26 protein-coding genes are annotated in these 24,073 nt (G+C 39.8%); 3 read left to right on the forward strand and 23 right to left on the reverse strand.

Going from position 1 to position 24,073, the window contains the following annotated elements; genetic code table 11:
• The first annotated feature begins 89 nt into the window (after positions 1 to 89).
• Positions 90 to 1,316: an EAL and HDOD domain-containing protein gene (locus H5116_RS09200; protein WP_182715999.1), complete on the forward strand. Its 1,227-nt coding sequence runs from the start codon at positions 90 to 92 to the stop codon at positions 1,314 to 1,316.
• 145 nt (positions 1,317 to 1,461) lie between these two features.
• On the opposite strand, the gene H5116_RS09205 is transcribed toward H5116_RS09200, so the two are convergent.
• From H5116_RS09205 to ccmA, 10 genes are read right to left on the reverse strand one after another with little or no spacing between them, the layout of a single operon-like run.
• Complete coding sequence (locus tag H5116_RS09205) at positions 1,462 to 2,193, reverse strand: VacJ family lipoprotein (protein WP_182716000.1); 732 nt, start codon at positions 2,191 to 2,193, stop codon at positions 1,462 to 1,464.
• Positions 2,194 to 2,202: 9 nt separating this feature from the next.
• Complete coding sequence (gene ccmI, locus H5116_RS09210) at positions 2,203 to 3,456, reverse strand: c-type cytochrome biogenesis protein CcmI (RefSeq protein ID WP_182716001.1); 1,254 nt, start codon at positions 3,454 to 3,456, stop codon at positions 2,203 to 2,205.
• Entirely contained in the window at positions 3,457 to 3,918 is a 462-nt protein-coding gene (locus H5116_RS09215) for a cytochrome c-type biogenesis protein (protein WP_002959280.1), read from the reverse strand.
• On the reverse strand, positions 3,918 to 4,487 hold the full coding sequence (locus H5116_RS09220; protein ID WP_182682690.1) for a redoxin family protein: 570 nt from the start codon (positions 4,485 to 4,487) through the stop codon (positions 3,918 to 3,920). The genes H5116_RS09215 and H5116_RS09220 overlap by 1 nt, the downstream gene beginning before the upstream one ends.
• Positions 4,484 to 6,454, reverse strand: coding sequence for a heme lyase CcmF/NrfE family subunit (locus H5116_RS09225; RefSeq protein ID WP_182716002.1), 1,971 nt, complete (start codon positions 6,452 to 6,454; stop codon positions 4,484 to 4,486). Before H5116_RS09225 ends, H5116_RS09220 begins: the two co-directional genes overlap by 4 nt.
• Before the next feature lie 2 nt (positions 6,455 to 6,456).
• On the reverse strand, positions 6,457 to 6,936 hold the full coding sequence (gene ccmE / locus H5116_RS09230; protein ID WP_002959283.1) for a cytochrome c maturation protein CcmE: 480 nt from the start codon (positions 6,934 to 6,936) through the stop codon (positions 6,457 to 6,459).
• Positions 6,933 to 7,136, reverse strand: a complete 204-nt coding sequence (gene ccmD, locus H5116_RS09235) for a heme exporter protein CcmD (RefSeq protein WP_002959284.1) — start codon at positions 7,134 to 7,136, stop codon at positions 6,933 to 6,935. Before ccmD ends, ccmE begins: the two co-directional genes overlap by 4 nt.
• 2 nt (positions 7,137 to 7,138) lie before the next feature.
• A complete protein-coding gene (locus H5116_RS09240) occupies positions 7,139 to 7,876 on the reverse strand; it encodes a heme ABC transporter permease (protein WP_002959285.1) in 738 nt (245 codons plus the stop codon).
• Complete coding sequence (gene ccmB, locus H5116_RS09245; protein WP_165723519.1) at positions 7,876 to 8,562, reverse strand: heme exporter protein CcmB; 687 nt, start codon at positions 8,560 to 8,562, stop codon at positions 7,876 to 7,878. Before ccmB ends, H5116_RS09240 begins: the two co-directional genes overlap by 1 nt.
• Positions 8,562 to 9,182, reverse strand: a complete 621-nt coding sequence (gene ccmA / locus H5116_RS09250) for a cytochrome c biogenesis heme-transporting ATPase CcmA (RefSeq protein ID WP_152609331.1) — start codon at positions 9,180 to 9,182, stop codon at positions 8,562 to 8,564. The genes ccmB and ccmA overlap by 1 nt, the downstream gene beginning before the upstream one ends.
• A 103-nt stretch (positions 9,183 to 9,285) precedes the next feature.
• Between ccmA and H5116_RS09255 the strand changes: the two genes are divergently transcribed.
• Positions 9,286 to 11,739, forward strand: a complete 2,454-nt coding sequence (locus H5116_RS09255; protein ID WP_182716003.1) for a flagellar hook-length control protein FliK — start codon at positions 9,286 to 9,288, stop codon at positions 11,737 to 11,739.
• Between the two features lie 2 nt (positions 11,740 to 11,741).
• The gene (locus tag H5116_RS09260; protein WP_138488715.1) at positions 11,742 to 12,050 is read left to right on the forward strand and encodes an EscU/YscU/HrcU family type III secretion system export apparatus switch protein; all 309 of its coding nucleotides are present in this window, start codon (positions 11,742 to 11,744) and stop codon (positions 12,048 to 12,050) included.
• Positions 12,051 to 12,079: 29 nt separating this feature from the next.
• Here the strand turns inward: H5116_RS09260 and H5116_RS09265 are convergent, their stop codons facing one another.
• From H5116_RS09265 to flhF, 13 genes are read right to left on the reverse strand one after another with little or no spacing between them, the layout of a single operon-like run.
• Complete coding sequence (locus H5116_RS09265) at positions 12,080 to 12,481, reverse strand: DUF2802 domain-containing protein (RefSeq protein ID WP_024595394.1); 402 nt, start codon at positions 12,479 to 12,481, stop codon at positions 12,080 to 12,082.
• 17 nt (positions 12,482 to 12,498) lie between these two features.
• Positions 12,499 to 12,996, reverse strand: coding sequence for a chemotaxis protein CheW (locus tag H5116_RS09270; protein WP_002959294.1), 498 nt, complete (start codon positions 12,994 to 12,996; stop codon positions 12,499 to 12,501).
• A gap of 24 nt (positions 12,997 to 13,020) precedes the next feature.
• Entirely contained in the window at positions 13,021 to 13,812 is a 792-nt protein-coding gene (locus H5116_RS09275) for a chemotaxis protein CheW (RefSeq protein ID WP_024595393.1), read from the reverse strand.
• 3 nt (positions 13,813 to 13,815) lie between these two features.
• Entirely contained in the window at positions 13,816 to 14,586 is a 771-nt protein-coding gene (locus H5116_RS09280; RefSeq protein ID WP_002959298.1) for a ParA family protein, read from the reverse strand.
• 12 nt (positions 14,587 to 14,598) lie between these two features.
• Entirely contained in the window at positions 14,599 to 15,558 is a 960-nt protein-coding gene (locus H5116_RS09285) for a flagellar motor protein MotB (protein WP_182716004.1), read from the reverse strand.
• A 1-nt stretch (position 15,559) separates the two neighbouring features.
• Positions 15,560 to 16,324: a flagellar motor protein gene (locus H5116_RS09290; protein WP_024595391.1), complete on the reverse strand. Its 765-nt coding sequence runs from the start codon at positions 16,322 to 16,324 to the stop codon at positions 15,560 to 15,562.
• Positions 16,317 to 17,480, reverse strand: a complete 1,164-nt coding sequence (locus H5116_RS09295; protein ID WP_182716005.1) for a chemotaxis response regulator protein-glutamate methylesterase — start codon at positions 17,478 to 17,480, stop codon at positions 16,317 to 16,319. Before H5116_RS09295 ends, H5116_RS09290 begins: the two co-directional genes overlap by 8 nt.
• 58 nt (positions 17,481 to 17,538) lie before the next feature.
• Entirely contained in the window at positions 17,539 to 19,758 is a 2,220-nt protein-coding gene (locus H5116_RS09300; RefSeq protein ID WP_182716006.1) for a chemotaxis protein CheA, read from the reverse strand.
• 15 nt (positions 19,759 to 19,773) lie between these two features.
• Positions 19,774 to 20,547 (reverse strand): protein phosphatase CheZ, encoded by a 774-nt coding sequence (locus tag H5116_RS09305; RefSeq protein WP_182716007.1) that lies wholly within the window; start codon positions 20,545 to 20,547, stop codon positions 19,774 to 19,776.
• Positions 20,548 to 20,564: 17 nt separating this feature from the next.
• Positions 20,565 to 20,948 (reverse strand): chemotaxis response regulator CheY, encoded by a 384-nt coding sequence (gene cheY, locus H5116_RS09310; RefSeq protein WP_008132609.1) that lies wholly within the window; start codon positions 20,946 to 20,948, stop codon positions 20,565 to 20,567.
• A gap of 40 nt (positions 20,949 to 20,988) precedes the next feature.
• Positions 20,989 to 21,699 (reverse strand): RNA polymerase sigma factor FliA, encoded by a 711-nt coding sequence (locus H5116_RS09315; RefSeq protein WP_002959310.1) that lies wholly within the window; start codon positions 21,697 to 21,699, stop codon positions 20,989 to 20,991.
• A 26-nt stretch (positions 21,700 to 21,725) separates the two neighbouring features.
• Positions 21,726 to 22,586, reverse strand: coding sequence for a MinD/ParA family protein (locus tag H5116_RS09320; RefSeq protein ID WP_002959312.1), 861 nt, complete (start codon positions 22,584 to 22,586; stop codon positions 21,726 to 21,728).
• Entirely contained in the window at positions 22,579 to 24,060 is a 1,482-nt protein-coding gene (gene flhF, locus H5116_RS09325; protein ID WP_154903545.1) for a flagellar biosynthesis protein FlhF, read from the reverse strand. The genes H5116_RS09320 and flhF overlap by 8 nt, the downstream gene beginning before the upstream one ends.
• Positions 24,061 to 24,073: the final 13 nt, after the last annotated feature.

A 24,073-nucleotide genomic window follows, 5' to 3' on the forward strand; every position in this document is an offset into this window, starting at 1 on the left:
TTAATCTAGCAAATATACGTAATGCTATTTTGAGTCTTTTGCCATATATTATTACAATAACTAATTAGATTACTCTTACGGAACTGTTTATGTATTTTTACGCTGCACGCCAACCTATTTTAGACAGAGATAAAAAGCTCATCGGATATGAACTTTTATTTCGCGATGGCGTTGATAACGTATTTCCCGATATAGACGGTGACGAGGCAACTACACGACTAATTGAAGGTAGTCAGTTTAATTTCGGCTTAGAAGATTTAACCGACAATAAACCCGCCTATATAAATTTCACCCTGGAAACGCTATCAAAGGGCTACCCAACACTATTGGGCAAAGATACTGTAGTTATAGAAATCCTTGAAACTGTGCAACCTGGGAAGCGATTATTAGCCATAGTGAAAGATCTAAAAGATAAAGGTTACACTATTGCTCTTGATGACTATATTCATCAGCCTGTTTGGCGCCACTTTTATCCATTTATTGATATTATTAAAATAGACTTTTTAGCATCTGATATAGATACAATAAAAACGGTTCTTAATGATTTAAAACTGCACTCGCATATTAAGTTACTTGCCGAAAAAGTAGAAACCTATGAAATTTACCAACAAGCTCTAGGGCTTGGTTTTGATTATTTCCAAGGATTTTTCTTCTCAAAACCTGAAATGGTACAAAGTAAGGCTCTACCGCCTTCAGAAATGGCATTAGCTGAATTACTTTACGAAACATCAAGCGTTGATATGGATCTTAAAAAAATCACTGATGTGTTTGAGCGTGATGTAAACCTATCTTACAAATTACTTAGGTATTCAAATTCTGCTGCCTTTGCAAGGCGTGCTGAAATAAGTACCATTAAGCAAGCCCTTATAGTGCTTGGCGCTAACGAAATTAAAAAACTATTATCATTATTATTTGCAGCACAAGTATCAGCAGATAAACCTGTAGAGCTAATTAGGCTATCGCTTACGCGCGCTCGTTTTGGTGAGTTACTCGCTATATCCCATGGACAATTTAAAGATACCGGCATGGCATTTTTAACCGGTATGATGTCTCTTATGGATGCTATTTTAGATGAGAGTATGGAAAGCGTTATGAAAAAGCTTCCACTTTCGAATGACATAAAAGCAGCGTTATTAAACGATGAAGGCTTGCTGGCAAAATATTTAAACTTAGTTAAGTATTATGAACAAGCTAACTGGTCAGCCGCAAACGAATTAACGAAAGAGCTAAACCTAGGTGAAAAAGTTCCTGATGCCTATCATGAAGCACTGACTTGGGTTAATGAGCAAATGCAGTTAATAGTTAACGAAAAATAAGTAACCCGAACTCTGGTTAAAACATTTACTAATATATTGAATTATAATGATATCTAAGTTTATTTTTCTCTAGCCAAAGTTCAGATTATATAAACAGTCAATAAAAACGCCAGCATTTAGCTGGCGTTTTTATTAGTGGCTTCAATTATAAACTTTCTAAAAAGTCTTCATCAAAATCAGCTGGCTCTTCTTTTATAGGTGGGTTGCCATCGTACAGCTCATAAATTTGACGCTGGAAGTAAATATCTTTTACAAATAAGTACGGATCAAGTGAATCATTTAATAGCCCTTCTTGTGGTATTAAAGATGCACGCGCCTCAACTGCTTTTAAAACAAATACTAAAATAGTTTGTGGAGTCGTTAGCGCAACTTCAGGTAATACAAAGTTGTCGACTACATCACCGGTCAGGTTACGTGCTGTTGTTGGCCCCATACCTGGTAGCATTAAATAGGCGCCATCACCTACGCCCCATACACCCAACGTTTGCCCAAAGTCTTCATCGACTATTTCAAGACCTAGTGAGCTTGCAACATCAAAGATACCAAAAAGACCGACAGTAGAGTTAACTAAAAAGCGTGCTAAGCTCACGCTTGCATTACCCGGTTTACCTTGCAAACCCGCATTGATCATATCTACAGGTGCGGTGATATTACCTGTAAAATTAACAATACCGTTTCTTACCGGTACAGGCGTTACTTCAACATAACCTACAGCAACTGGGCGCAACAAATAAGCATCCAGTACATCCATATTAAAGTCATATAATGGACGATTAATACTTTGCAGCGGATCTCTTTCATCTACTTTGCTTTGAGGGACTTGAGCACAGCCGGCTAGTATCAATAAACATAAAAAAGTAAAACTGTGTTTTAACATCTAACGTCCTTAAGGTATTAATGTATCAATTTGAAGTTGGTAGTCACTTACACTTTCACGCTTTAACGCCTGTGAATGACCTTCTAGCTCACCAGAGCTTGGCATAACAGAGTCATCGATAGAAATACGCGCCGAAATAATAATATTTTCTGCACTAGATAGGTTAAGCCCTGCAACCATTGCACTACTATCACTCAACTCAACTGTAATTGGAAATGAATATTTAGTAAGCTTAACAGCAGCCAATGGCATAGGTGAGCCAGTTGCAGCTTTTGCAAATATAAACAAAATACCGTCTTTTGGCTGTTTATCAATAAGCTCTTTTGCAATGTCGACTGTAACTGCAATAGCACCCGTTGTAGTAGTAACTGGCATAACTGAGCCTTCACTTTGCATTTGTTGCTCAATATCAGCAATACGTTCTGAGATCATGTTATAACGTGAATCATTTTTTTCCATGCTCGCCAATAAAACTTCAAATGCAGTTTTAGCTTGCGGCCAATCTTTACGCTCATACGCTATCAGCGCTAGTAACGAAATAGCATCTAAATTAGTAGGCTCAACGTTTAGCACTTTTGAAAGCATACCTGCCGCGCGAGTCATATTAGCTTCGCTACCTTCAAGTAATAAAACCTGACTGTAACTAATAAGAACCTGCATATTATCAGGGTTCATACGTAGTGCTTTATCAAATGACTGCTGCGCCATGTCAAATTCATTAAGCGACATAGCCACTCGACCAAGTAGCATCCAAGCAACTTCATCATCGCCAGAGCGGCTAAGTTTAGTACGAAGCGCCAATGCAAAAGCCTGCAGCTCATTTTGACTAAGCGGCTCACCTTTTTGCATTACAGCACGCTCGCCATATTCAGCTAAATTATCCATTGCGTCATGCCAAGCCGAAATTTGCTGCTGACTGCCTGTAAAACTATAAAAAATCCCTGTAAGTGCAAGAACAAATGCACCGCCTGTTAAAGCAAAAATACGGTTATTACCTTTGCTGTTAAGTGATTTCTCTGGTGATAGCTCGTTCAATAAGCGACGTTTTAATTCAACAATTGATTCTGCGTGGTTTACGCTATCAATGCGTTGATTATCTAAATCAGTTTGCAAATCGACTAAACGCTGCTCATAAATACTAATTAATTCAGCATTGGCGTTATGAGTAATCGTTTGAACACGCTCTTTTTTTAAAAAAGGTATCATAACAAAGCTAAGAGCAACCAGTGTGAGTAAGGCAAAACACGCCCACATTAAAATCATTTAGCTTTGCTCCTGACGTTTATTTTGTTCAATTAGCTTCGCTAGCAGCATTTCATCGTCGCTGCTCCATGTTTGTTTTACTGATGCTTTTCGTTGGCGAATAACAATAAAGCCAAAGCCAACAATTACAATTAATACCGGTAGTACCCACAGCACTAAAGTCGCTGGTGTAACAGGTGGGTCGTAATGAACAAAATAGCCAAAGCGGTCAATCATATAATCAATCACTTCGTCTTTGCTTTTACCTTCTTTAACCAATACGAGCACTTTATCGCGCAAGTCTTTAGCAACAACAGCGTCGGAGTCCGCAATGTTTTGATTTTGACACTTAGGGCAACGTAGCTCTTTGGTTAACTCTTCAAACAATATTGCTTGTTTGTTGTTATCAAATTGATAGCGATCTTGCTGTGCAAACGCACCCATGCTTACAAAAAGGCTAAGCGTAAGTAGTAACCACTTCATTATTTAAGCTCCTGCATAATTGGCGCAAATTTAGCTCGCCATACTCGCGGATTTATATCACCGGTGTGATGTAACAAAATAGTGCCGTTTTTATCGACTAAAAAAGTTTCTGGCGCACCCGACACGCCTAAATCCAACGACAAAGTACGGTGTAAATCTAAAATATTAAATTGGTAAGGGTCACCTGCACGTTGCAGCATATCAGTGACTTCGCTGCGAAGTGATTGCATATCAAACGGGCCATCAAAGTCAGCGTCGTAACCTTGTACGTAATAAAGCCCAATAATTTTAACGCCTTGCTCACGTAATTTAGTTAAATAGCCAAGTTCAACTAAACATGTCGGGCACCAAGTACCCCACACATTTAATAAGTAAACTTCGCCTTTTAACGATTCGTTAGTCCACTGCTTATTGTCTTGCATCAAATCTGGTAAATTAAATGCGGGCATTTCTTGGCCTAACCGCCCCGTTTGAATTTCACGAGGGTTAGCAAAAAGTCCTTGGTATAAAAACACACAAACAAATGCAAATACTAAAAGCGGCGCGAGTGCTAAAATTTTACGGTTCATAAAACACTCTCCGGTGCATCTTTACGGGCTGTTTTAGCTGATGTACGGTAGCGTTTATCAAACAAAATCATGAAACCTGCAAATGACATAAGCACACCACCAATCCATATCCAGCGTACAAATGGTTTATGATAAATGCGAAGTGACCATGCATCACCACTTAACTGCTCACCTAATGCTAAATATAAATCACGTTTAAAACCGGCATCTATTGCTGCCTCAGTCATAAACTGCATACCAATGTCATATTTACGTTTTTCGGCGTGTAAACGTGTTACTAGCTCATTATTTTTAAGCACAGATACAACGCCCGCATGACCGCTGTAGTTTGGCCCACGAATAGTTTTAACGCCATCAAAGCGATATTCATACTCATTAAGCTGTGCTATTTCACCCGGTTTCATCGATACATCACGCTCTACTGAATAAGCCGAGGTAAGTGTTACGCCCGCAATAATAAATGCAATACCAATATGCCCAAGTACCATAGCCCAGTAACTTACAGTAAAGCGTTTTAAACCTTCTTTTAATGTGCCGTGCACTGCGGCTTTGGTGTAAATATCAATCCCTGTTGATATTGCAATCCACACTGCAAGCGTTGTCGCTAATAACGTAAGTGGTTTTACTAAATCGTAACTTGAGAATAACCAAGCGCAGGTAATCACAACACTTGCTAATACGCCCATTAATATTTTGTTTTGCAAAAAAGCCCACTTGTTTTGCTTCCAACGTAAAAGTGGTCCGATACCCATCAAAATAGCAAACGGTACTAAAATTATTGCAAACATCTTATTAAAAAACGGTTCGCCAATAGAAATACTACCTAAGCCCATTTCTTTATGAACCATTGGCAACAATGTACCTAACATAACAATTAATGTAGCAACAACTAAAAATATATTATTGAGCCATAACGCCACTTCGCGCGATACCAGCTTGTATCGTCCTTCACTGTGAACTTGTGACACACGCATTGCATATAACGCCAAGCCACCACCGACAACGATGCCTAAAAAGGCGAGTATAAATAAGCCTCTATCGGGGTCTGTAGCAAACGCATGTACCGATACAATAATACCCGAGCGTACAATAAACGTACCTAGCAAACTTAAAGAAAATGCTGCAATTGCGAGTAATACTGTCCATGATTTAAATATACCGCGCTTTTCTGTCACACTTAATGAATGCAGTAATGCGGTTGCAACAAGCCAAGGCATAAGCGCTGCGTTTTCTACTGGATCCCAAAACCACCAGCCACCCCAGCCTAGTTCTGAATACGCCCACCAGCTACCAATAGTAAGACCTAAACCTAAGAACCCCCATGCAGTCATCGTCCACGGGCGTGACCATTTAGCCCATGTGTTATCAAGTTTACCAGTTAACAATGCAGCTATAGCAAAAGAGAAAGCAACCGACAGCCCCACATAACCCATGTACAGTAATGGTGGATGAATAATCATACCTGGATCTTGAAGCAGCGGATTCAAATCACGCCCTTCTACCGGAAAATAAGGAAGTAGGCGCTCAAACGGGCTTGAAAGCAGTAAGGTGTACATCATAAAACCTACACCTAAAAAACCAAGTACACCCAGTACGCGAGCACGTAATACCCAAGGTAATGATTTAGAACGCGCTGCTACAGCTGCAGTCCAACCCGCTTGCATTACTAACCATAATAAAATAGCACCTTCATGACCGCCCCACGTAGAGGTGATTTTATAGTACCAAGGCAGCGTACTACTTGAATGATACGCTACGTAAGATACGGTAAAGTCGTCTGTTAAACTTGCATAAATAAGTGCAGCAAAAGAAATTAGTACAAAAGCAAACTGGCCTATTGCTAAAGATGGAGCCGCACGCATTAATCGAAGATTACCAGTATGCGCGCCCCAAAGAGGAAAAATACACAGTAAAACGCTTAGCACCATGGCAAGCGTTAAAGAAAAATAACCAATTTCTGGGATCATAGCTAATTACCACTATCTAAGTTGTATTTTGGTTTTTCGTGCTTAATACCTTTAACTGCCTCTGCAACTTCTGCTGGCATATATTCTTCGTCATGCTTTGCAAGCACTTCAAATGCTTCAATAACATTAGGCTCGACTAATACGCCCTGCGCTACAATGCCTTGCCCCTCACGAAACAAGTCTGGCAATATGCCTTGATAACGCACAGTCACTAATGGGCCTGTATCTATTAGCTTAAAGCTTACTTGTAAGCTTTGTTCATTACGCTCAACCGTGCCTGGCACAACCATGCCGCCAATACGTAACTTTTGACCTATATGTGGTTTTTCTTTGTTAGGGCCTTTGCCATCAATTAATTCGCTTGGCGTATAAAAAAGATTAATATTTTCTTGCAGTGCATAAAGCACTAAACCAATTGACCCACCAATACCAAACAGTACGGCAATGATTACCAATAGGCGCTTTTTACGTCTTGGATTCATGAGATTTGTTCCTGCTTAGCTTTTTTAATTCGCGCTTCACGTATTATTTGTTGCTCCACTGAAGCCATAATACGTTTGGTGTCTCTCAAAGAGTTCACTAAAATACCGAGTAAAATAAGTGCGCATGTACCAAAAGAAAGCCAGACATAAAATCCATAACCTCCCATTGCAATAAAATCAGAAAAAGAGTCAAACTGCATAATTACCCCTTATTTAACAACGAGCGAACCCACGGTCGGTGCTTTTCTCGTTGCAAAATTTCATTTTTAAGACGAATTAAAGTCACTGTTCCAACAAAAGCAGCAAAGGCTAAAATATTAACCATAAGAGGCCAAAACATACTTGGATCTATTGCTTTTGTATCTAGCTTTGTAATGCTTGCACCTTGGTGTAACGTATTCCACCACTCAACAGAGTAATGAATAATAGGTAAATTAATTACGCCAACAATTGCTAAAATAGAAGCCGCACGCCCTGCTGACTTCTTATCTTCAAATGCATGGTAAAGCGAAAGCACGCCAAGATATAAAAATAATAAAATAAGTTCAGACGTTAAACGCGCATCCCATACCCACCAAGCACCCCACATAGGTTTACCCCATGCAGCGCCAGTAATAAGCGCTATAGCAGTAATACATGCACCAACAGGCGCAATAGCAATAACAGCAAGCTCGGCATTTCGTAGCTGCCATACAAGTGCAACGATAGCGGCAATCGCCATTGATGAGTAAGCCCCCATAGATAAAATGGCAGAAGGCACATGAATAAAGATGATACGGTAGCTGTCTTTTTGTTGGTAATCGGCAGGTGCAAAACCAAGCCCCCATACCCATCCAACAATCATACTAACTACGGTAACTACGGCAAAATATGGCAGTAACGTATTGCATAACTGGTATGCACGCTCTGCTTTAGCATAGGGATGTAACCACTTCCACATTAACTTACACTCACTTTTAAAGCTGACGATATGGCAATTGGTGCGCTAATAATAGCAATAAGTAACATTGCACCAAGGATGGCAAGCTGCCCACTATAATCCAGTGACATTGTACTGGTATCGATAGCCGACGTTGCAAAAATCAAAACAGGAATATACAAAGGCAGTACGAGTAAACTCATCAAAATACCCCCTTTTTGTAATCCTACAGTAAGCCCTGCGCCTATTGCGCCAATAAAGCTCAATAGTGGAGTGCCTAATAATAATGTTAAAACAGTTGCTGTTAACGCCGTACTTTCTAGGTTTAACAACAATGCAAATAGCGGGGTCATTAATACAAGCGGTAAACCTGTTACCACCCAATGAGCAGCCACTTTAGCAAGTACGGTTAGCGATAATGGATAAGAGGATGCAATTAACTGCTCCAACGAGCCATCGTTAAAATCATCCCTAAACAACTTATCTAAACCCAACATGGTAGAGAGTAATGCGGCAACCCAAATAATACCTGGCGCCATTCTCGCAAGTAGACTGGGCTCAGGCCCTATTGCTAACGGAAATAATGAAATTACAATTAAGAAGAATAAAATAGGATTTACAATTTCGGCGCGCTGGCGAAACGCAAGTTTTACATCTTTGGTAAATACCGCACTAAATAGCAACCAATAAGAGTGTTGACGAGTCATTAGTGGCGATACTCCAGTGTAACCGTTTGTAAGTTACTAAAGTGGGTCGTTAAGTCTTGGTGGGTCGTTAATAAAATGGCACCACCGCTTTGTAAGTGTTCAGTAAATCGCTGCTGTAAAAAGGCGACACCGCTTTTATCAAGCGCGGTAAATGGCTCATCAAGTACCCATAATTTAGCATCACTTAACCAAAGCCTAACAAGCGCTACACGTCGTTGTTGTCCAGCAGATAGCATTCTAACGGGTACATCTTCAAGTCCAACAAGGCCAAGTTGCGCTAAAATAGGATATAAATCAGGCTCATTTATGTAGCCATTAATTTGTAACCAGTGGCGAACATTTTCAACTGCACTAAGCTGAGTACTTACACCTGTTTTATGCCCTATAAAAAGCAGCTCTCTGGCATACTCTTCATAGTACTTAGATATAGGTTGATCTTGGAACAGAACAGACCCTTCATCAGGCACAGAAAAGCCAGCAATAATACGCAGTAGCGATGTTTTACCAGCCCCATTAGGACCCGCTAATTGCATGATTTGACCGCTATTAAGGCTAAAATTAAGATCCGCAAACAAACAACGATCTTGCTTGATGCAGGTGACGGACTTAATGTGTAACAAGATGACGATTCTCTCTGCCAAAAATTAGGCGTTAGTCTACCATAATGATAGGGTAATACGAATATTGCTTTATAATCGATTAACAAAAACTTGATTTAAAATAATGAATACACCAACGCAAATAACATTATCTAACTCATTGGTTATCAATCAATCTGCTCACAGCCAGACCAATGAGTTACCACAGTTACCTAGTGAGGTACTTGCGGCTAAAAACATCCAATTTTCGAAAGACTCGATTACGCTTGATGTATTTATTGATAAGCATTGGCAAACATTAAGGCTTGGCACTACAAGCGCACCACAAAACCTGCAAAAAATAGTCAGTGCTAACATACAGATCAGCCCTGATGGTAAGCAGCTCAACATCTCGCCAAACAGTACAACCCTTACTTTAAATCAGCCAGTACAATTGCAGCGCTTGTTAAATTATGTAAGCACGGGCACTGAGGTACAAAGCCAACCAATGGATGTACAAGTTGCTGTATCACCTTCTCCCAAGTTAGTTATTGATAAACTCAACGCAAGTATTGCCATAAATAAAGACGTAGCCCAGTTACTTACAACTGAACAGCCTTTAAAAGTAGTTGTTAGTACGACTAATAAAGGCGCACAGATTAATATTATTAACCGCTTTGCTGATACGGTTCACTCGCAACCACTTAGCCAAACTAAACTTACTAATTTACTCGCGGCCTTATTACCCAGTGCGCAGCTTCAAGTAACACCAAAACTGGCTATTTTAACTCATCCTCAAAAGTCAGGTTCATTTACAACACCTATTACTAATCAACAACTTGCCGAACTACCTAATACACCTATTAAAGTGAATTTAGTCAACCAGGCAGATAAATTATTTATTAAAACCGATACAAACAATATAAAAGTAACGCTTAACAACTCATTCTCTAAACCATTTAACGAGTTACTTTTAGCGCAAAAAAGCAATGCACCTGAAGTAGCCGTTTCTGCGAGTAATATTAAAGTAAATCCATTATTGAACCCAGATAGTCCAATAAAATCGTGGTTACAAAATAGTTTTAGTGATTTAAAAACGCGAATTAATGATGCGGTTAAATATTTTGAAAATAAGCCTTTTGCTGCAATAAGTAAATCTGAGTTAACGCAGCTATCAACTTCGCCCACGCAACAAAAAACGTCTTTAGCTATACAACTGAGTGAATCACCGCTAAATAGAGTTAACATTACTCAAAGTGTAAGTAATGCGTTAAATAACAATACGACCAATATTTTGCCAGAGCACTTTTCAAGGCTCCCGCCGATTGTACAATTAACGCAACTAGTAAAAGGAAGTGTTAGTGTTTGGCAAACACCTGCAAACACAGCAACAACCTACACGCCAATAACAAATAATACTACCTCAGGTGAAGTGGCGAGCGCTAAGCTAAGTGATTTAAAAGCAAGCCAATTAAAAACCCTTATTACTAGTGAAAACAGTAAATCGAACACCTTGGTTAACCCTACCAATGAAGTAGCCACTAAGGGACTTACCACCTCCTCAGCACAGCTTGCAATAAACGATAATAATCAAAACAACACAAGCACAGTGAACACTAAAAGCATTACCTTGTTAACTGAGCCGTTATCTAATGCGCCCTCTCGAAGTCAAATGCTACAACCAATAGAAGCAAAACTATTAAGTACATTATTAAAGCTTCCTGATGCCACAACCCCTACAGATAGGCTGGCTTACAATAAACAACTTTTAAGCAGTCAAATTACTGATATTACAGATAAGGCAACAAAAGACACCCCTGATTTAACTCGCTTAATTAATCAGGCATTTAACCGTATGGTTTCAAGTAATAACATAAACCCTGCAACCATACAGCGTGAGATACTTGCTACTTTACAGCCCACTCAACTAGCGGGTGATATGCTGCAAAGTAGTTTCACTAAAGGGCTTGAACAGGTGGCTGTGAGTATTTTAGCTGCGCCTCTCATTAGCCAATCAGTAACGCCTATCAGTTTTAATAATCAAACTGGCTTAGATGCTCTCTTACAAGTACTTATACCTACTTTTAAAATGGGTAACACGGGAGCAAAAATACTTGAACAGCTTCAACAAGCTCAAGTACAAGCTTTGGCCAGCGAAATCGTACACGTTAAAAACACACTTACCCAAGTAAGTGTCTCAACACCAAATCAACAGCCAGACACAAACCCGCTTGCACAATTTTTATTACCGATGAGATTACCTCCAGAAGCAGCCCAAACAGAAATAACACTTGGACAGTATAAAAAGCCAAGCGCCGGTAAATTAGAAGATAAAAATGTATGGTTTGTCAGATTAAACTTTGATTATGCCCAACTTGGGCAGCTACAAATTACTGCTGAGTTAATGGATAAAGCACTCGATTGCCAGCTATTAGCCTCGAGCCAAGAAGTAAGTGCAATTGCTCACCCTCACTTAGATAATTTAAGATCAAAACTAGCTAAACATGGCTTACAAGTTGGCGAGCTCAACTTAAAGAGAGGCGATGCCAACAATCAGGCATTCTATAAATCTCACGCAATTATTAATATTAAGGTTTAGCTATGAGTGAAACACCGATTAATAAATCAGCCATTGGGCTTTTGTACGAAGCTGGAAACACACCCACTGTAAGTGTTAAAGGGTTTGGTGAATTAGCTGATGAAATAATAGCAGCGGCTAAACTAAAAGGAATTATGATCCACGAAGATGCAGCACTTGCTAAAACGTTGTCACATTTAGAGTTAGGAGAAGAAATTCCCAAAGAGCTTTATTATGTTATTGCAGAGCTTATTGCGTTTTCGTATGTATTAAGAGGTCAATTTCCGCCAGGTTGGCAGGATTTTCAAGGTAAGTTAAATATTAAAGCTTGAGCCAATTTATTCGCACATAAAAAAAGGCGCTAAGCACCTTTTTGTTTATGTAATGAAAATAGTAATTCGGCTTCTGCTCGTGGTAGTTCGCACTCGCGTATTACTTCATCAAGGTCTGCACCTAACTCAACCATTTTTACAGCACGAGAGTAAATTTTAGCATCAGGGTCATCGTATTTTTGCGCCGCTTGCTGTTGCATTAAATCTTGGTTTTGTTGTTCGACTTCAAGCACTCGCTTACCAATACTTAAGAGCCCGGTTCTAATCTCCGAAATTTCACTGCGCAAAATATGAGTCTGCTCAGAGCTATCTTTAAGCTGCTGCGATACAGCATTAATTTCATTCGCGTGTTTATTTTTTAATGCAATAATTAACGCCAGCGATATAAGTCCTACCGCTAACGCTGATATAGCTATACTAAGTAACACCATAATTTATTTGGTAAAGCTTATATATCGCTTAACTCATCCCATTCGTCATCACTGAGTAACTTATTTAAATCAACCAAAATCAGTAATTCATTATCGCGGTTACAAACACCTTGAATAAACTTAGCGCTTTCTTCAGTACCAACATTTGGCGCACTGTCGATTTCAGAGCTGCGCAAGTAAACCACTTCCGATACGCTGTCGGCTAAAATACCAATAACTTGCTCTTCTGCTTCAATAATTAAGATGCGAGAGTTGTCAGTTGCATCAGCAGCTAGCAAACCAAAACGTGCGCGAGTATCAATAACGGTAACAACGTTGCCGCGTAAGTTAATAATACCAATCACATATGAAGGTGCACCTGGTACAGGAGCTATCTCTGTATAACGAAGTATTTCTTGTACTTGCATTACATTTACGCCGTAGGTTTCTTCCTCTAGCTTAAACGTAACCCACTGTAAAATTTCATCGTTATTATCTGCGTTTTTATTTGCTGACAGTAATTTATCTTGATTCATGCTATTACCCCGTAATGGTCATTACTACTGACGGCTATCTAAGCCTTTCTCTAATAATATATTTAAATTATCTACGTCTATCAAAGCACACATTTTTTCTTTTATAACGCCAGCAAGCCATGGGCGCTTGCTTTTATTTGTACGCCATTTTACATCTTCTTTACTCAATGTAATGTTATTTATCAACTTTTCAGCTAATAAACCCCACTGGCTATCACCTAGTGTAATCAAATATTGATAATCTAAAGATGCCTCTAATTTATCATCATATTTTTCTGGCATAACCCAACGCGCAGTATCAACAACATTAAGCTTTTCTTCTCTGTTGAGCATAACGCCTTTAAACCATTTCGGCTTACCAAACAAATGATTTACTTCACCTAATTGATGTATTCCACCAAGTGCTTTTAATGGCACAGCCAAGGTCAAGCCAGCAACTTCAAAAAACAATGCCTGAAATTCACCATCAAAATAGTCTGATTGGCTAGTAGTTACAATCTCCAGCTCTGGCTTTTCTATAGTAGTAATTGCAGGTGCTATTACTTCCTCGTCAACCACTTCATTAACTTTTTCAGTTTCAAACGCTGGCTCAGCTATTGGCTCAATTTCAACATTGAGCAAGTCATTATCAAATGTACTCTCTGCTGCTTTTAATTGTTCTTTAGGTTTTGAATGAATATGCTGTTGTGAATCATCTGGGATTTGCTCAAGTAATTTTGCAACTGGCTCAAGGTTATCTACAGGCTCATCTTCACATAACAAAGCCCCAAGGTATTGTTTCATTACTTTTTCATTAGCAAACAATTGCTTACTCATTCATTAACCTTGTTCAATTAAATATTCTAGCAGTGCTTTATATGCGTATACACCGCGCGAGCGAGGACAATACTCTACAGGTACTTTTTGTGCAAAGCTTGCATCTCTAAATTTGGTATCCACCGGTATCACACCTGGCCAAACTTTATCACCATATGTACTTTGCAATGTTTTGTATGCTTCTAACGATGCTTTAGTACGTTTGTCGTACATGGTAGGAATTATAGTATATTGATAATCTTTTGCTTGAGAGGATTGCATCAAATCCATAGTACGCATCATTCTATCAAGCCCTTTGAGTGCTAAAAACTCCGTTTGCACTGGCACTAAAATTCGCTCACTTGCTGCAAGCGCATTGACCATTAACACCCCTAAAACTGGAGGGCAATCTAAAATGGCATAATCATAATGTTCGCTAATTTTTGCAAGCGCTTTTTTTAGTATTAACCCCATCCCTGTTTTATTACCCATACTTCGGTCAAGCGTAGCTATTGCCATAGTCGCAGGTAAAATATCCAGGTTTTGAAGTGTTGATGGACACAAAGCTTGGAGTATCTCTTCACTTTGCATACTTGTACCACGGGCAAAAATATCGTACACACTAACTTCTAAATCCTCTGAGTCAATGCCAAAGTAATAAGTGAGTGACGCATGAGGGTCTGTATCTATAAGCAACACACGTTTACCTTGTAATGCCAAAATACCGGCAAGGCTCACTGCGGTTGTTGTTTTACCAACCCCTCCTTTTTGATTAGCGACAGTCCAAATCTTCACATTACATCCTAATTACTGTTCATTGCGCGTTGTTATGCGAATACCACCATGAGGCAAACGAATTATTTTTATTGTATCGTCATCTGAAGGAAGTTCAATTTCAGGTTCAATCACTGCAGGCTCATCAGCTTGCCCGTCACTTTTAACCTCTTGTTTTGGCGGTAATCCATACTTAGAAAGTGCGATAACAACTTTACGATTTTCTGCGCGCCCTTGTTCTGTATCGTTACTTGCAAAAGGTGAATATTGGCCATAACCTTCTATCGCCATTCTAGCTGAATTAATGCCTAATGCTTCCAGCTCTACTAAAATTGACGTGGCTCTAGCTACCGACAGTTCCCAGTTCGAACGAAATATCTCATTACGAATACTTTCATCATCAGTATAACCTCGTACTCTTACATAGTTATCTACTGGTGCAATAATATCTTTAACAATCTTGACGACCTGTTTTGCACGAGAGTGTGCAACTGAACTACCACTTGAAAATAACATACCTGAGCTTAGCTCTATAATCAGCCAATCTTGGTTAAGCTCTAAACTGGCTTCTCCATCACGGATTTCATCAATAAGCGCTGACTGTAATTTAATTAATAAACTATCAAGAGGTTTGCCTAAATGCTTTTGCTGGATATTGCTGGTATCACTTTGGCCGTCGAGTAGCTCAGGACCTTGCTCTTCTTTTAATATACTTTCGCCATAAAGAACTTCTTGTTCAGGTGTCACTCTATCTGTCAATATTCCATTACCGTTGACACCTTCACCTTGCTGGGAGTATTGGCGAGCTGACTTATCAAAAACCTGTTCAAGGGAATCTGACAATATTTGGAATTGTTCTTCTTTATTAATCGCTATCGCATACAGAACCACAAAAAAAGCAAACATAATAGTCATGTAATCGGCATACGATACAAGCCAACGTTCGGTATGTTGACTTTTAGCAGCAGAGTGACGAAGTCGTCGGCGTAACATGTTATTCGTCCACTAAATTAGGGCGCTCTACACGATAGGCTTCAAGCTTTAATTCTATATTTACTGGGCTTTCACCTATGCTTATTGCAATAACGCCTTCAGCAAGCATTTCATGGTAAAGCATTTTTTGCTCTACACGCTGTTTTAACTTATTTGCCATAGGTAAAAACAATAAATTAGCTAAACCAACACCATAAATGGTCGCAATAAATGCCGTTGCAACGCCGGCGCCAAGCATTTGTGGATCGGTAATAAACGACATTGCCTGTATTAAGCCAAGCACCGCACCTAAAATACCAATGGTAGGGCTGTAACCCCCCATTGCTTCATAAACACGCGCGGCTTCAAGCAAACGATCGCGTTCTAGCAGTAAATCAATTTCAAGCGTGTCTCGTAGTTTTTGCTCTGAGCAGCCATCGACAAGTAAGCTTAAACCTTTTGCTGCATACGCATCTGGGTGAGCTAAAGCTTCATTCTCAAGCGCTAAGTAACCTTCTTGACGTGCTTTATGAGACCATCGTTTAACTTGCTCTATTGCGTCTTCAATATCGTATTGTGGTGCAACAAAAACCCACGAGCTCATATTTAGCATTTTTTTGAATGTGCTAGCAGAGGTTTGCAACATAACAGCGCCAAGCGTGCCACCAAGTACAATAATAAGCGCAGGGCCATTAAATAAAGCTGAAACAACACCGCCTTCTAAAGAATAGCCTAAACCTATTGCACCAAGTGCTACCAATAGTCCAAATATTGAGAGTTTATCCACAACCTACCTCTCTCATTATACGTGCTGCAACATCGCTCAATGCTAAGCTTTCACTTGAAAGCCCCGCATTAGCAATTGCTTGGGGCATTCCATAAACGACACAGCTTTTCTCATCCTGTGCCCAAATAGTTGCCCCCGTTTGTTTTAACATTCTTGCACCATCACGACCATCAGCGCCCATACCTGTTAAAACAATAGCAAGTACATCACCTTGGTACGTTTTAGCTGCACTAGCAAACGTTACATCTACGCTTGGTTTATAACTTATTCTCTCGCTATGATCTTCAAATACGCGCAGCGTTCTATTTGCTCCACGCCCCTCTACCATCATCTGCTGTCCGCCAGGCGCTAAATAAGCAGTTCCTGGTTGTAAGCGATCGCCCTGTTGTGCTTCTTTCACTTTTATTTGGCACAAACCGTTTAAGCGCGCTGCAAACGCGGGTGTAAATGCAGCGGGCATGTGCTGAATAAGTAAAATAGGGTGAGGAAAATTAGCAGGCAATTGAGTCAATATAGTTTGCAGAGCAACAGGACCACCTGTAGAAGTACCAATAGCTAAAAGTTGATATTGTTTTCCACTTGCTCGCATTGAGGCAACATTTGAACTTGTCGATGCAACAGGCGCAGCTCTTTGAAAGCTTCTATCAGGCTGCTTGATTTGAGTTGTTGATGTGCTTGTGCTTTGCGAAAGTGAACTTGTTGGTTTCGTTGAAATGACTGGTTTAGCTGGTGTTGCCGCTCTAAATGTTCGCGGTAAACGTCTTCGTCCTATATCTTTTACTTTACTTTGCAAAAGCTTAATTGCATCTTCATTATTGCGTGCAATATCTTCAAATTTTTTCGGTAAAAAATCCATTGCGCCAGCATCTAACGCATCAAACGTTGCTGTTGCACCATCACGTGTAAGTGATGAAAACATTAAGATAGGAGTTGGGTTACTCGCCATTATCTCTTTAACTGCGCTAATACCATCAAGCACAGGCATTTCGACATCCATGGTGATCATGTCAGGACGCAATTGAGCTGCTTTCTCAACAGCCTCTCTGCCATTAACAGCAAAGCCTATAACTTGTATATCGCTATCTTGCTCAAGGATTTCGCTTACTCTACGGCGAAAAAAGCTTGAATCATCAACAACTAAAACTTTAACGGCCATTTAGCTCTCTTATTAAATTTATGCGTAGGTATATATTAAATATATACCTACTTTATTATTAGCCTGCGTAATGTTTTAACATGTTTGGAACGTCTAAAATCAGTGCAATGCCGCCATCTGAAGTTATTGTAGCGCCTGCCATACCTGGCGTTCCTTGAAGTAACGCATCAAGCGGCTTAATCACTACTTCTTCTTGGCCAATTAATGAGTCAACAACAAAACCAATTTGTTGCGTACCAATTTGTACAATAACGACGTGACCTTTAGATTTTCGCTGAGAACGATCTGAGCCTTTTACTAACCAATGCTCAAGGTAAAATAACGGTATCGCCTTTTTACGCACAATAATTGTTAATTGCCCATCAACTACATTCGTCTTCGTTAAATCTAAATTGAATATCTCACTAACACCAGCCAGTGGTAACGCAAATGTTTGTGCGCCAACAACGACCATTAATGTCGGTAATATAGCCAAGGTAAGTGGTACTTTTATTTCTAAAATAGTACCAACACCAAGTTCAGACTGAATGCTTACTGAGCCATTAAGTTGCGTGATCTTAGTTTTAACTACGTCCATTCCTACACCACGGCCTGAAATATCAGATATTTCTTCTTTTGTAGAAAAGCCAGGTGCAAAAATCAGGTTATATGCTTCGGTGTCAGAAAGTCGACTCGCTTGGTCATGATCGAGTACGCCTTTACTAATTGCAATTTTTTTCAGTTTTTCAGCATCCATACCTGCACCATCATCTTTGATGGTTAGCAAAATATGGTCGCCCTCTTGAGACGCTGATAAAGTAACATTACCTGTTCTAGGCTTACCAGCTGCTTCACGAACAGCGGGCATTTCAATACCATGGTCAACTGAGTTTCTAACTAAATGCACAAGCGGGTCGGCAAGTGCTTCAACTAAGTTTTTATCTAGATCGGTTTCTTCACCAATAAGCTTTAAATCAATATCTTTATTTAAGCTACGTGCTAAGTCGCGTACAACGCGAGGGAAGCGACCAAATACTTTCTTAATTGGTTGCATTCGCGTTTGCATAACCGCACCTTGAATATCCGCAGTCACCACATCTAAGTTAGAGATTGCTTTACCCATCGCTTCACTGTCTGAGTTAGTCGCTAAACTAACCAAACGATTTCGTACAAGAACTAACTCACCAACCATATTCATAATTTGATCGAGTCGTTTTGTATCTACGCGAACAGTGGTCTCTGCTGCTGGTGGCGCTGATTTTTTTGGAGCTGCTGCTGGTGGTACTTTAGCTACTGGCTTCTCTGGCGCTTTTTCAACTGGTTTTGGAGTAGGAGCTTTAGCTGGCTCAGCTTTTTTTACTGGTTCACTCACTTGTTTAGCTGGCGGTGAAACAGGTTCAGGTTGTTTTGCAGCTGGCGCACTTTCTATCGATTTAGGAGCAGTGCCTTTACCATGAAGTTCATCAAGAAGCGCTTCAAATTCGTCATCACTAATTTCATCATCTGATGAATTAACTGTATTTACAGCTGGTATAGCAGATTCTACAGGTGTTTTATTGGCATCATTTTGTTCAGGTTTGCTCGTAACTTCACCAAAACTGCCAACACCATGTAACTCGTCTAATAAGCTGTCAAATTCATCATCAGTAATATCACCACTAAAATCACTACTACTTGCTACTGGTTTTTCAACTGCAGGACCTTGTCCTTTACCGTGCAGCTCATCAAGTAAGCTTTCAAATTCGTCTTCAGTGATTTCATCTATTTCAGCATCGCTAACCGAAGGCGCTCCGCTAAATAGTTCATCAAATGCAAACGGATCTTCATCATCAGCTACCGGTGTATCCACCACTTCATTATGAGGTTGTTCAACCTCTGTTTGTGAAGAGGCTTCAGTGGCTTCGGCTTCTGTTGGAGGTAGACCTAAGATATGAAGAGTATGAAGTAATTCAGGATCTGCAGGTTCAGGCTTGTCTCTGTTTTGTATAGTCGCAAACATCTCATTAATGGTGTCTAGTGCTTGTAAAATAACATCCATTAACTCTGAGTTGACTGTTCGCACGCCTTGACGTAGTAAATCAAATACGTTTTCAGCACCGTGACAAGCATCAACAAGTTCTGTCATAGCTAAAAAGCCTGCACCACCTTTTACAGTGTGAAAACCTCTAAATATAGCGTTTAGTAACTCGGTATCTTCTGGATTATTTTCCAGCTCAACTAACTGTTCAGATAAAAGCTCTAGGATTTCTCCAGCCTCTACAAGAAAGTCTTGTAAAATATCTTCATCGACTTCAAACATGCAGTTACTCTCCTCTTAGAAGCCCAAACTTGATAAAAGATCATCAACTTCATCTTGATCAGATACAACATCATTACGCGATTCTTTATCAATAATAGGGCCTTCAGGACCTGCTAAAGTTTGTGTGGCAACTGGTTCTTTTATTTTTTGTTGTTCTACTTTATTCGCGGTGCTGTTAGTGTCGTCTTGTTCAGCAAACGCAGTTAAAAGATGAAGTAAACTTTCTTCTACTTCCCTAACAAGTTCGATAACACGGCGAATAACTTGACCTGTTAAGTCTTGATAGTCTTGAGCCATTAGTACATTTGTCATTAAGCTTTGAAGCTCATCAGTCTTATGATGAGAGTTGTTCATAAACTTATCGATGCTATGGCAAAGTTGCTTAAACTCACCAAGCTCAATCTCGCGGCTCATTAAACGATCCCATGTCGGTTTAATATGAGATATTTCGTCCGCTAACTGTTGAGCTATAGGTAAACTGGCCTCCACTGCATCCATTGTTTTATTAGCCGCATTTTCTGTCATTTCTATAACATAATTAAGCCGCTTTTTAGCATCTGGAATCGCATCTGTCGCTATATCAGTTAAGCGAGTATCAAGCTCAAAACTTTTAAGGGCTTCGTGCAGTTGACGAGTCAACTTTCCAACTTCAGCAAATAATTCAGACTGCTCTTTAGATGCAGCCTCTAAAATCAACTGATTTGCTTTGTCTTGCTCATCATTTTCTAAAAAAACAACGAGCTGACGAGCTTGTTCTAACGTTATTTGAGGCGCAGCTGGTGCTGGCATAAGCCTCTCCCCCATCATTAGCCTAAGCGTTCAAATACTTTTTCTAATTTAGTTTTTAATGTTCCAGCCGTAAATGGCTTAACAATATAACCATTAACACCAGCTTGCGCTGCAGCTATTATTTGTTCTTTTTTAGCCTCTGCCGTTACCATTAATACAGGGATATGTTTTAACTTATCGTCTGCACGTATTGCTCTTAAAAGATCAATACCCTGCATTCCAGGCATATTCCAATCCGTAACTACAAAATCAAACACTTGATTTTGCAACATAGGCAAAGCTGTAGACCCATCATCAGCTTCTTGAACGTTAGTGAAACCTAAGTCACGTAACAGGTTTTTTATAATGCGTCTCATTGTTGAAAAATCATCAACTACAAGAATTTTCATGTTTTTATCCAAAACATCCCCCAGTGAGGTATTAACCTTTGTTTACTTACTACTAATTTATCCAGTCATTGATTTTAGCTTTAAGCTTAATCATCGCCTGACCATGTATCTGACTTACACGCGATTCACTTACATCGAGTATATGTCCTATTTCTTTTAAATTCATTTCATCGTTGTAGTACAAAGAAAGCACCATTGCATCACGCTCTGGTAATGACTTAATTGCACTTAGCAAAGACTCATTAAACCTATCATTTTTAACATTATTAAAAGGTTTATCTTGTGCTAAATCTTGGCCTACAGGAGTAATAACATCCTCATCTACACCAAGGTCTTCAATGCCTAATATTTTACTCGTATTCGCATCATTTAAAATATGATGGTACTCATTGAGCGAAATTTCAAGTTTTTCAGCAACTTCTATGTCCGTTGGTTCGCGGTTCAGACTACTTTCGAGCTCAGTAATTGCTTCTGCAACTTGCCTGTTTTTACGGTGAACTGAACGAGGAGCCCAATCACCACGGCGCATTTCATCAAGCATAGCACCGCGAATACGAATACCTGCAAAAGTTTCAAAGCTTGCGCCTTTTGTTGCATCAAAGTTTTTCGAAGCTTCTATTAAGCCTATCATTCCTGATTGAATTAAATCATCAAGTTGAACGCTAGGTGGTAATCGAGCAATTAGATGACATGCCACTTTTTTAACAAGTGATGCATGCTTCTCAACAATCACATTTAAATTTTGTGTTGATTGATATCCCATAGCTCTATTCACCAGTGTTGTCATAATTAACCGTTTACTAGTTTCTCAATGAAAAACTCTAAATGCCCAGATGGTTGGTTGGGTATTGGCCATTTAACTGCTTTTGTTGCCAGCGTTTTAAACGCAAGAGCGGCTGGCGAATTTGGAAAGAGCTCTACTATTACTTTTTGACGACGTGTTGCTTTGCGCATATTTTCATCATAAGGAACCGTTGCTACTAGCTCCATTGATACATCTAAAAAGCGGTCGGTAACTTTAGATAGCTTTGCAAACAATTCAGTGCCTTCACGCATACTGCGCACCATATTGGCAACAATTTTAAATTTATAAACGCCGTGCTCACGACTTAATACTTTAATAAGTGCGTAAGCGTCGGTGATTGATGTCGGCTCATCGCATACAACAACCATTACATCTTGCGCTGCACGCGAGAAGCTCAGTACCATGTCTGAAATACCAGCAGCTGTATCTACAATTAAAATATCAAATTCGGTATTCAATTCGCTAAACGCACGAATTAGCCCAGCATGCTCAGATGGTGATAATTCAACCATACTTTGCGAACCCGATGTAGCGGGTACAATTTTAATTCCTGCAGGGCCTTCAACTAAAATTTCATCAAGCTCACATTCACCAGACAAGACATGTGACAAGTTACGCTCTACACGTAAACCAAGCATCACATCACAGTTTGCTAAACCCAAGTCAGCATCCAGCACTAATACTCGATTACCTTGCTGCCCAAGTGCAATAGCTGTATTTAGAGAAACATTTGTTTTCCCTACTCCACCTTTACCACCGGTTACAGCGATAACTTTTACGCCGTTGTTATTGTTTTGACTCATTTTGCGCAGGCCGCTTGCTTGATCTAATACTGTGTTAATCATACATCCCTACTGTGCTTGGCGCCACTGCTTGGTGCCTTGAATGTTGTTCTTTTGTTCTTTTTAAATATAATTGCTCAGCCTTTTTAACTAGTTTCTCAGCATTTGCAACACGAATATCCTCTGGTACTCGTTGACCATTAGTAAGATACCCTATTGGAAGGCGATTTTGAATCGCAATACTAATAATCTCACCCAAACTTAATGATTCGTCTAACTTAGTGAAAATACAGCCACTTAACTGTACTTTTTTAAAGTGACGTACAGTTTCTTGCAATACATTAATTTGTGCTGTCGCGCTAAGTACTAAGTAGCTGCGAATATCTACACGTTGGTTACGCATTAACGTGTTTAATTGCTCAGTTAAACGTAAATCTCGCTGGCTCATACCTGCTGTGTCAATTAATACTAGACGTTTATTTCGTAAATGATATAAAACTTCAGCTAATTCATTAGCATCTTTAACTTGCTTAACACCACAACCAATAATACGACCATATGTTGCAAGTTGTTCATAAGCACCAATTCTGTATGTATCAGTGGTTATTAACGCCACTTTATCGGCACCATATTTTTGTGCGCCTAGAGCTGCAAGCTTAGCAACAGTCGTTGTTTTACCCACACCTGTTGGACCCACTAACGCATATACACCACCTTGGCGAAGTATTTCATTATTGGTTGTTTGCATTTGATCTTCGACCATAGTTAACAATGCTTTCCAACCTTGCTTACGAGACACATCATCAGGTACAAAACATGCCATTTGCTGTGCTACTTCTTTATCGATACCCATACCGACTAAACGGTCAACCATACAAGCGCGTGTTGGATCGCGACGCGCCATATCTTGCTGCATCAAGCCTGATACTTGGTGTTCTAATAATTGACGGATTGCGTTCATTTCTTCACGCATTGTTGTCATTTCTTCGCTTTCATTATTAGGTGCTTGTTGGCGAGTGGTTACTGGGCTATCTAAATCATCAAAGTCGCGGTCTAAATCATCAAAACCTAAGCTATCCGCTTGAGTTTGTGGACGAACTGGCGCAGCAACTTCAGGAGCAAACATATTTTTAGTACGCTGCCCCATATCAGGTTCTTGATAGTTATCAGTAGTATCAATACCCGATTGTGAAAACATTGATGCAAGCTCAGGAGAACGAGGACGCGGTGATTGACGCTCTAATAATGCTTGTAGGCTGTCAGCAACTTTTGCTTGAGGCTCAGGCTTGGCACGCTGTGGCTCTGGTTTTACAAAATTATGCATGCTTTGTTGTGGCGCCTGAGTACGCGGCTCTGCAGGGCGTTGGGGTTGCGCTGCTACTTTAGGGGCTGCTTTGTCATAATCAACTGCCGCTACAATTTCTACACCGTTAGCCAGTTTTTTATTTGACATAATAACCGCATCAACACCTAACTCATCTTTAACTTCTTTAAGTGCTGTGCGCATATCTTTAGCAAAAAAACGTTTAATTTTCATGATTCAACCCCTG

The sequence above is a fragment of the Pseudoalteromonas sp. SG45-2 genome (assembly GCF_014164115.1).
Lineage (GTDB): Bacteria > Pseudomonadota > Gammaproteobacteria > Enterobacterales > Alteromonadaceae > Pseudoalteromonas > Pseudoalteromonas distincta.